Here is an 8,189-nt window from a genome sequence, read left to right as displayed (position 1 = left end):
AAAAACGCACCTATTTTCGACTGTTATCGACTCCGATTAACGCAAGAAAATATTTATTAGCGAATGTGTTGGTCAACATGCTGGTGATGACGATTCAGGTTGCCGTTACGCTTACCATCATGAAAAGCGTCTTTCATATTGGTCTCAACATGTCTTATTGGGAAGCGGCGGTCGTTATGCTGCTGTTCTCACTGATTGCAGTTGGGCTATCACTTGTGTTGATTTCCTTTTCAAAAAGCCGCAGTGCAGCAAACGCCCTGCAGAATTTAATTATCACCCCAACCGTGATGCTTTCCGGGTGCTTCTGGCCGGTGGAAGTCATGCCAGCAACCTTGCAGAAAATAGCGAACTTCCTGCCGCAGCGCTGGACGCTTGATACGTTAACGAAGCTGCAGGAAGGGCATGCGTTCAGTGAGTTATCTTTGAACCTGCTGATTCTCTTTGCCTTTGCGGCGGCGTTTTTCTTAATTGCGGTCTATAAATTCAGCCGCAATAAGACAACAGAGAATTTTGTATAGGACGGAACAATAAAATGAGAGGGATCTCAAAAAATTGATTGGGCTTTCTCTCGTAAAATCTTGTCTAAAAAAAGCTCCATGAAAATGGAACTTTTTTTCTTATTCGATACAAATTAAATTTAAATGATGTGAAATGACACTCGAGACCAGTTCATAATTCACTCGGGAAGGTTCTAACATGGCATGGATGGCTAATCCATCAATAATGGCATATAGTTTTTCCTTTTCAATATCGATATGTAGATTTTTCCGCAGTAATTGATGCTTTTCTAAAAAAGTGAATATATTATCAATTGCCAGGAAAATCCCATCGGAGTCTGTACCAAATACATCTCCCTTTTTCCTGCTATAAAAAATAAAGGTAAACCATACTTCCATTTCAGCCATGGTTTCTTCGTTAATGGGTATAATCTCCAAAATGATATTTAATACCTTCTCTTTTGGCTGTAAATCACTTGCAGCAATTTTACTAATACGAGCAATTACCCTATCTTTAACGAGATTCATGGCATAAACGAGCAATTCATTTTGTGTTGAAAAATAGTGCCGCAACGCCCCTAAAGACAGCCCGGCTTCCTTGGCAATTTTTCTTACCGTCGCTCCTTCCATTCCTTCAAATTGAATCACTCGCCACGTTGCTTCTGCAATTAACTTTTTTTGATGATCATGGTCAACGATTTTTGGCATACCTTATTTTATCAATAAAAATGGGCGTTTGCAATTTAATAATACAGTTGTATTATTTAAAATCGGATGATAATATGGGTATTAAATAATACAACTGTATTGGAAAGAGGTGTCCTTTTGAATTTAATTGCTTGGATGATTATAGCCTGTGAAATAGGATTTTGGATTGTCATCTTATTAGGGCTAGTTTCTCGATATATTCTAAAGAAAAAGAAGCTGGGGATTTTTTTCTTAGCATTGACCCCTGTCATTGACTTGGTTTTATTGATTACCGCTAGTGTTGATATATTTCGGGGGGCGACAGCAACAATCGCACATGCCATTGCCGCTGTCTATATAGGAGTTTCACTTGCCTTTGGAAAAGGGATGATTGAATGGGCTGATCAAAGGTTTCGTTATTATCTCTTAAAAGAAGGGGAAAAGCCCTTAAAGCGTTATGGCTTAGTGTACGCCTGGCATTATTTAAAAGGATGGGGTAAGCATTTAGTGGCTTATCTGATTGGAGCTGCTCTGTTAGCAGGAGTCATTTTTCTTATTAACGACCCCAGTAGAACAGAAGCCCTTTTCGGTGTTCTAAGATTATGGTCATTGGTGCTGGGGATTGATTTACTCATTGCAATATCAAACTTTGTTTGGCCAAAAAGGAAAAAAGTAAAGGAAAAAACGGGGTCAGTCCATCAATAATGAAAAGCGTAAAGCGAAGGGGGATTGACCCTGAATTTATCCCAATGGGTTCAGACTATACATGAGTTAACGCCAGGCTATCAAAAAGATTGGGCCCGCCATATATTTTCTGCTAAGCATCAAACACGTGAAAAACTCCAAGAAAAAATGGAAGAAATCCTATTCTGAGGCGGTAGATAAGCAGGCTTAATCGAAGATTACCAACTGTTCAACTAATCGGTGATGTAAACAAACCATGAAGATTTATCGATGCTACAGCTGAGGGATTTTTAGCCGCTGCTACTATATAAGAGAGACACGGGGACGGTTCTTCTGCTTCTGAAGCAGAAGAACCGTCTCTGTGTTTCATCTAATCCTGATTCTAACCCAAGAAAAGAGCACCCCATATTGTAGAATATTATTGTTGTATTAATTTATCACGGTCGACTGCTTGTGGAGGTTCCTCCATCCAGCCTTGTTTAATCATAATATTGGCGCCATCTTCCACATACAGTGCGACTTCTGGAATTAAAGAAATATATTTAAGACCTAAATCTCTTCTTGGACTTGCGGCTAATGCCGTTCCATAATAGCCGATTCCTGCTGCAACCATGGCTGTAACATGAAACATCATTAGTTTATCTGAAAAAACACTTGCGGTTGTATTTAAAACTGCTGAACCTGAACTTATAGGGGCTGGCAGATCCTCCTTGGTTAAAAAATTGCTAAATGTATCTATATATTTCTGGGCAAGCTCTTTTCCTCTTAAGAAATACTGTTTTACCTCTTCGTTATGTGCGGTCTGGGCAAAGCCAGTTACTAATTCTTTACCGATCACATTTATTAGAGTGTTTAAGTATAAGTGTGTGATTTCTTGTGAATTAATCGATCTCTTTTTTCCAAAAAAACCAGTTAAATAATTTTGTTTTTCTATAAAATCGATCTTTTTAGGAATAGGTATAGAAGGAGGTTTTATATAAATCCCTTGTTTTAGCATTAAATCTCGTGTCCGATCCTGCAATTCAACCCCTTTATTTAATATACGCTTATGAAAAGAAATAACATCTGGACGTGTCGCAACTGTTAGTGCTGCACAGCTGGCTGTCATGGCAAATACAGCCAGTTGACTTAAATGCTTTAAGAAAAAAGTATCTGTAAAAAGTCTGGGAGCTTTGGTATTGACATCTTGTTCTGTAAATCCAATGGGTATCGGAAAATTCTCCTTTTGAAACAGTTCCTGCATGATGGAAACATTCTCTTTTGCTGTATCAAGTGTCCATTCAATAATAGGACGTATTTCTTCATCCTCTACTTTTTCTAAGAAATAGCTGTTCATACAAACAACGATTGTATCACCCATGTATTGAGTCCATAAACCAGACATTTCCGCGGCGGTTAAAGGAATATTTGTTTTATCATCCATTAGAACAACCTCCTATTTTACATTAATACACAATGGAATAATATTTCCTAAAAAGCGGAAAACATAAATTGATAACCTCCTAATACATCGAATGAAAAAGGACTAATCCTGAAAGTCACTTTTTTCATCCCTTGTTTAGCAAAGGGCGGTCCTGCAAGTAAAGAGCCAAATCTGGAGAATTACCCTCAACAATCTCCTTTACAATAATCTTCGACAGCAATTGGCTGTAGACCGTCCCATTATCACCAAAGGCAAATAGAAAATAACTATTAGGATATTCTTCATATTGGCCAATTATCGGAATGCCATCCGCTATGCCTCCATAAAATGCAGCTAAATAATATTCTGGCTGGACCTTAATAGTGGGAAACATTTTATTAAACTCTTCAATCAGTTTATCCTTTTTGTGAATCAGTTTACTATCGCGGTCTTCAGGGTATGGAGTATTATCATCAAGTCCTCCGATGATAATCCGGTTATCTCTAGTGGTCCGCATGTATAAATAGGGACGAGCAGTTTCCCAAATGAGTGTCCTGTTATACCATTCGGAGAGATTGTCGACTGGATTGGTTGTGACCGTATAGGTACTGACAAAGGAGGCTTTTTTCTCTTTTTTGATTTCCAATCCTTCATAACCCGCTGCAAAAATAATATAGCGTGCTTGAATCGAACGCCCATTCTTTGTCGAAACAATCATCCTTCCTCGTTCTTCATCATAGTGGTGACCGTTCATTTCCGTATTTTCATATATACGGATCCCTTTTCTTGCGGCGTACTCCAATAGTGCATGGTTGAATCGGAAAGGATTAATTTCTGCATCATTGTATGAGTAAATAGCGGCATCCCTGCTAAATGGATAGTTTGTTTCAATCTCTTCCTTTGTTAAAAAGGTAAGGTCACAGTTATGCTGCTTTAAAAATTCGTATTCTTTTCTTAGTTTTTCAACGTCCTCTGGACAGCTAGCAGAGTATAGGGTATCTCTTCTGTTGAATTCACAATCAATTGTGACTTTCTTTGAAGCCTCTTCCATTTCATTAATAGCTTCCTTTAGTAATTGTAAATGCCTTTTTATGTAATCTGCTCCAAAGGTGTTGATCAGATCTGTAAACATTTTTTCGCCGGAGTATTGAAGGAGGGCGGTATTCGTACTAGTACTGCCGCTGCCGATGGTTGATTTTTCAATGACAGCCACCTCTAAATTTGCATTTGCATCAGCAAGATAATAGGCACACTGTGCCCCCGAGCTTCCACCGCCAATGATTAATACATCACAAGATAGGTCTTCTTCCAACGCTGGGTACGAGGGAGCATCAGGAAAAGTAGTGGGCCAATAATAAGTTCCAGATTGTAAGTTCATATATATCCCCCAGTTATTAAAAATAGATAATGTTAATATAACCAGCCTCATATTATACATACGTGAAGCATGGGGACGGTTCTTGTGCCTCATTTTAAGTTAGGTACAGACTTGTTAACGGTAAGGAAGTAAATGGGACAGGATGACATCGGGACTAACATACGGAGGAACCTCTTTGAAACGGAGCGTCAAGCAAGCAAAGTGTTAGAGACAGAAGCTTTACCAAATTGTTCTATTTCTTTAACTAAACTGTAAAACAACTATGATAAAGTAATAAATACATCATGTACCCTCCATGCAGACAATAGAGCTAGCTATCTTTTTATTAAGGTGCTGGCTCTATTTGTATCCTAAATATTAATGAAAGGAGCATTGGTACAAAAGTGAATATTCTTGTCGTTGATGATGAAAAGCCAATTGCGGATATTTTGCAGTTTAATTTAAAAAAAGAAGGCTACAATGTCTATTCCGCCTATGATGGAAATGAAGCCCTCCAATTGGTGAAGGAGGTTCAGCCGGATTTAATCCTTCTCGATATTATGCTGCCGGTCCTGGATGGAATGGAAGTTTGCCGGGAGGTCAGAAAAAAATATCAAATGCCCATCATTATGCTGACCGCAAAAGACTCTGAAATTGATAAAGTGCTCGGGCTTGAACTTGGGGCTGACGACTTTGTAACAAAACCATTTAGCACACGGGAATTAATCGCCCGTGTCAAAGCGAATCTGCGCCGTCAAAATACAAGTATTGCCCAAACGGAATTTGAAAATGATCCAAATGATATTGTCATTGGTTCCCTGGTTATTCATCCAGATGCTTATGTTGTTTCAAAGCGCGGGGATACGATTGAATTGACGTACCGTGAGTTTGAATTGCTTAACTATTTAGTGCAGCATATCGGTCAAGTCATGACAAGGGAACATCTGCTGCAAACCGTATGGGGTTACGATTATTACGGGGAAGTTAGAACTGTGGATGTAACGATCCGAAGATTAAGAGAAAAAATTGAGGATACACCGAGCCATCCAGCTATGATTGTTACACGCCGCGGAGTTGGATATTATTTTCGGAATCCTGAACAGGAGTAATATCCGTTGATAACTAATCTTCTAATGGATCTCTTAAAAATACATATTAAAAGAATAATTTTAATGTCGACTGTGTTTCAGTAGTATTAAAATCTCGTAGGATATTAAACAATCCTAACACTTTTGTTAAAAAATGTCGGATTTTGTTGATGCTTGGATAGTAGAGTTATATGATCAAAAGACAACGAAGGTGACTAGGAGGTGAGGTTAGTGGCATCTGTTTTATTTGGGACAGTCGAATATTATGAAGGAGAAATAGTTAATTATCTATCTAATAAATACGGCTCTGATAAAGAAGATGTTGCCAAAAAGGTTTTTGCCTTGCTGGAAAAGGAAATCTTAAATTCTTTTTTGTTTGAAGATACTCTACGAATTCAATGTTTACATAATCTTCTCAAGGCATTTGGAAAGGTCTCTAAAAAAAGTATCGTAATGATATCATAGATAAAGAATATTACGAATCCCAAACAAAGAAACCGCTGCTACCTGAGCGGAATGGAATTCCCTCTAAAATAGAGGGTTTTTTTGTGCCCTGAGCATGTGTCTTTTATGGAGGGATCAGCTTTATCTAAGGATTATTTAATTGGACTTCTTTTTAGCTGATCTGAATGAGTATGGCTTGGCTTAACTTTTTTGTCTAGCATGTTTCGAACCGTCCTCATGTCTTTGCCCATGCTATACTATTTTTAAGGAGTGATGGCTTTGGAATTAAACGATGTTATTATCGGGCACAGGTCAATACGAGAATATGAAGATAGGGAAGTAAGTCAAGAACTGTTGGATCAAATCCTAGATGCGGGGATTCGGGCCTCTTCTAGCGGAAATATGCAAACTTATTCAATTATCGTTACCAAAGACAAAGAGCTTAGGGGAAAATTATACTCTGCTCATATGGAGCAATCGATGGTAGTAGATGCACCTATTCTATTAACATTTTGTGCCGATTTTAATAGAATGCGAAAATGGCTTGCCCTCAATGATGCACCTGTGCATTTCGATAACTTTATGAGTTTTATGATTGGTGCCATTGATGCCACATTGGCTGCACAAAACTGTGCTTTAGCAGCAGAGAATGCCGGTCTGGGCATTTGCTATATGGGCTCAACGCTAGCAAATTGCGATCAAATTGGCGAGCTGCTCAACTTGCCGCCGAATGTCGTACCGGTTGTGGGTTATTCATTAGGGTATCCCGCAGAAAACCCTGCCCCGCGCGACCGATTGCCCAGGCATGGACTTGTTCATTATGAACAGTACAACGATTATTCAGATGAAGACATTCTCGAAATCTACAAAGATAGAAACGAAAAGGGTTGGAACCGGTATATGGCCAATCCGAGGCTTAAGGAAATGACCGAACAATTAGGATTGAAAAACCTCGCCCAAATCTATACCATTGCCAAGTATACGAAAGAATCCCATCTCGAGTTTTCACAGACAGTGCTGAACTACTTGGAGAGGCAGAATTTTATGGAAAATGAGTAGGGAGTAGGGGTTTTATTTATGATGTTTTCGAAAACATTGTTGTTTTAGCTCCTATGCGACCGGACCGCTGATTTTATCAAGAGTTGGGGAGCATAGAAAGGCTATATGCGACCGGACTGCCGATTTTTTCAAGTGTTGGGGTTCATAGAAGGGCTATATGCGACCGGACATGTTATTTTTCCATGAAAAAAGTGCCAGTCACTGCCCGTATATTGCCGATATCTTCTAAACAATATACGGGTGGTGACTGGCGTTCTCCCTTGTTTTATCGCATTACCTAACAGACACAATTGATTTCCGTTTATACAACAAGGAACCAATGATAAAGGCAATTCCACCCCAAAGGAGCATAATCCCAAATCCATACCAGAGTGGGGATGAAAGAATAGAAGTATTATAGACCATACTATCTCTTAGACCGTCTGCAAAATAGGTGAGCGGGAGAATGTTGGATACAGGCTGCAGCCATTCGGGCATGGTTTCAACTGGAAAGAAAATACCGCTGACAAACATCATCAGGAAGCTGACAATGTTTGCTACACCCATATAGGCCTCATTTGTATTACTAAAAGAAGAAATCAAATAGCCAATTCCGTTGAAGGAGAGGGCCCCCATTAAGAAGACCATGAGTAAACTAGGGAAATTAATAAATAGATTAGCACCGAATACGAAAACGCCAATTAAAGATAAGAGGATGATTTGAATGGTGCTGAATAACAGGCGCATCACCATATCGCTAAGCCCAAAGATCCCCATTTTAGCCGGGGTCATCCGCAGCCTTTTGATTAACCCTTTTCTGCGCATATCCACTAAGTCAACCATTCCGAATAAGCCGCCCTGGGCTATCGATAAGGCAATCATCCCAGTCAAGAGAAAATCAGTATATTTTAATTCCACACTACCTGAAGAAATGGTTTCAAATTGCTGCTTGAAGGTTGGAGTTGCACCCACTGCTTGCAAGTTTGCCTGCT

At 39.2% G+C, this 8,189-nt stretch carries 9 protein-coding genes and 1 pseudogene; 6 read left to right on the top strand and 4 right to left on the bottom strand.

The features are described 5' to 3' along the window. The coding region (locus tag KHB02_RS16760) for an ABC transporter permease (protein ID WP_241113911.1) at positions 1–518 on the top strand (518 nt) is incomplete at its 5' end. Between the two features lie 99 nt (positions 519–617). Here KHB02_RS16760 and KHB02_RS16755 read toward each other — a convergent pair. Beyond that, on the bottom strand, positions 618–1,205 hold the full coding sequence (locus KHB02_RS16755; RefSeq protein ID WP_213146103.1) for a TetR/AcrR family transcriptional regulator: 588 nt from the start codon (positions 1,203–1,205) through the stop codon (positions 618–620). A gap of 117 nt (positions 1,206–1,322) precedes the next feature. Between KHB02_RS16755 and KHB02_RS16750 the strand changes: the two genes are divergently transcribed. Then, a complete protein-coding gene (locus KHB02_RS16750; RefSeq protein WP_213146104.1) occupies positions 1,323–1,889 on the top strand; it encodes a hypothetical protein in 567 nt (188 codons plus the stop codon). Between the two features lie 34 nt (positions 1,890–1,923). Next, positions 1,924–2,057, top strand: a pseudogene (locus tag KHB02_RS30120) (YdeI/OmpD-associated family protein); the annotation flags it as partial. Positions 2,058–2,286: 229 nt separating this feature from the next. On the opposite strand, the gene KHB02_RS16740 reads toward KHB02_RS30120, so the two are convergent. After that, entirely contained in the window at positions 2,287–3,291 is a 1,005-nt protein-coding gene (locus KHB02_RS16740; protein WP_213146105.1) for a DUF3231 family protein, read from the bottom strand. 124 nt (positions 3,292–3,415) lie between these two features. Then, complete coding sequence (locus KHB02_RS16735) at positions 3,416–4,648, bottom strand: NAD(P)/FAD-dependent oxidoreductase (protein WP_213146106.1); 1,233 nt, start codon at positions 4,646–4,648, stop codon at positions 3,416–3,418. Between the two features lie 383 nt (positions 4,649–5,031). On the opposite strand from KHB02_RS16735, the gene yycF reads away from it, so the two are divergent. The 3 genes from yycF (at position 5,032) to KHB02_RS16720 (ending at position 7,218) form a co-directional block, all read left to right on the top strand. Then, complete coding sequence (gene yycF / locus KHB02_RS16730) at positions 5,032–5,736, top strand: response regulator YycF (RefSeq protein ID WP_213146107.1); 705 nt, start codon at positions 5,032–5,034, stop codon at positions 5,734–5,736. A gap of 210 nt (positions 5,737–5,946) precedes the next feature. After that, complete coding sequence (locus KHB02_RS16725) at positions 5,947–6,180, top strand: hypothetical protein (RefSeq protein ID WP_213146108.1); 234 nt, start codon at positions 5,947–5,949, stop codon at positions 6,178–6,180. Between the two features lie 258 nt (positions 6,181–6,438). Beyond that, positions 6,439–7,218, top strand: coding sequence for a nitroreductase family protein (locus KHB02_RS16720; protein ID WP_213146109.1), 780 nt, complete (start codon positions 6,439–6,441; stop codon positions 7,216–7,218). A 273-nt stretch (positions 7,219–7,491) separates the two neighbouring features. Here KHB02_RS16720 and KHB02_RS16715 read toward each other — a convergent pair. Beyond that, a partial coding sequence (locus KHB02_RS16715) for an ABC transporter permease (RefSeq protein ID WP_241113910.1) occupies positions 7,492–8,189 on the bottom strand: 698 nt, incomplete at its 5' end.

Origin of the sequence: Neobacillus citreus (genome assembly GCF_018343545.2) — a bacterium.
GTDB lineage: Bacteria > Bacillota > Bacilli > Bacillales > Cytobacillaceae > Neobacillus > Neobacillus citreus.
This window is presented reverse-complemented; position numbering and strand designations above follow the sequence as displayed.

Excerpts from the sequence above, each read along its gene's own strand:
- KHB02_RS16740 (WP_213146105.1), bottom strand. The coding sequence starts at position 3,291 with ATGGATGATAAAACAAATATTCCTTTAACCGCCGCGGAAATGTCTGGT.
- KHB02_RS16755 (WP_213146103.1), bottom strand. The coding sequence starts at position 1,205 with ATGCCAAAAATCGTTGACCATGATCATCAAAAAAAGTTAATTGCAGAA.
- KHB02_RS16735 (WP_213146106.1), bottom strand. The coding sequence starts at position 4,648 with ATGAACTTACAATCTGGAACTTATTATTGGCCCACTACTTTTCCTGAT.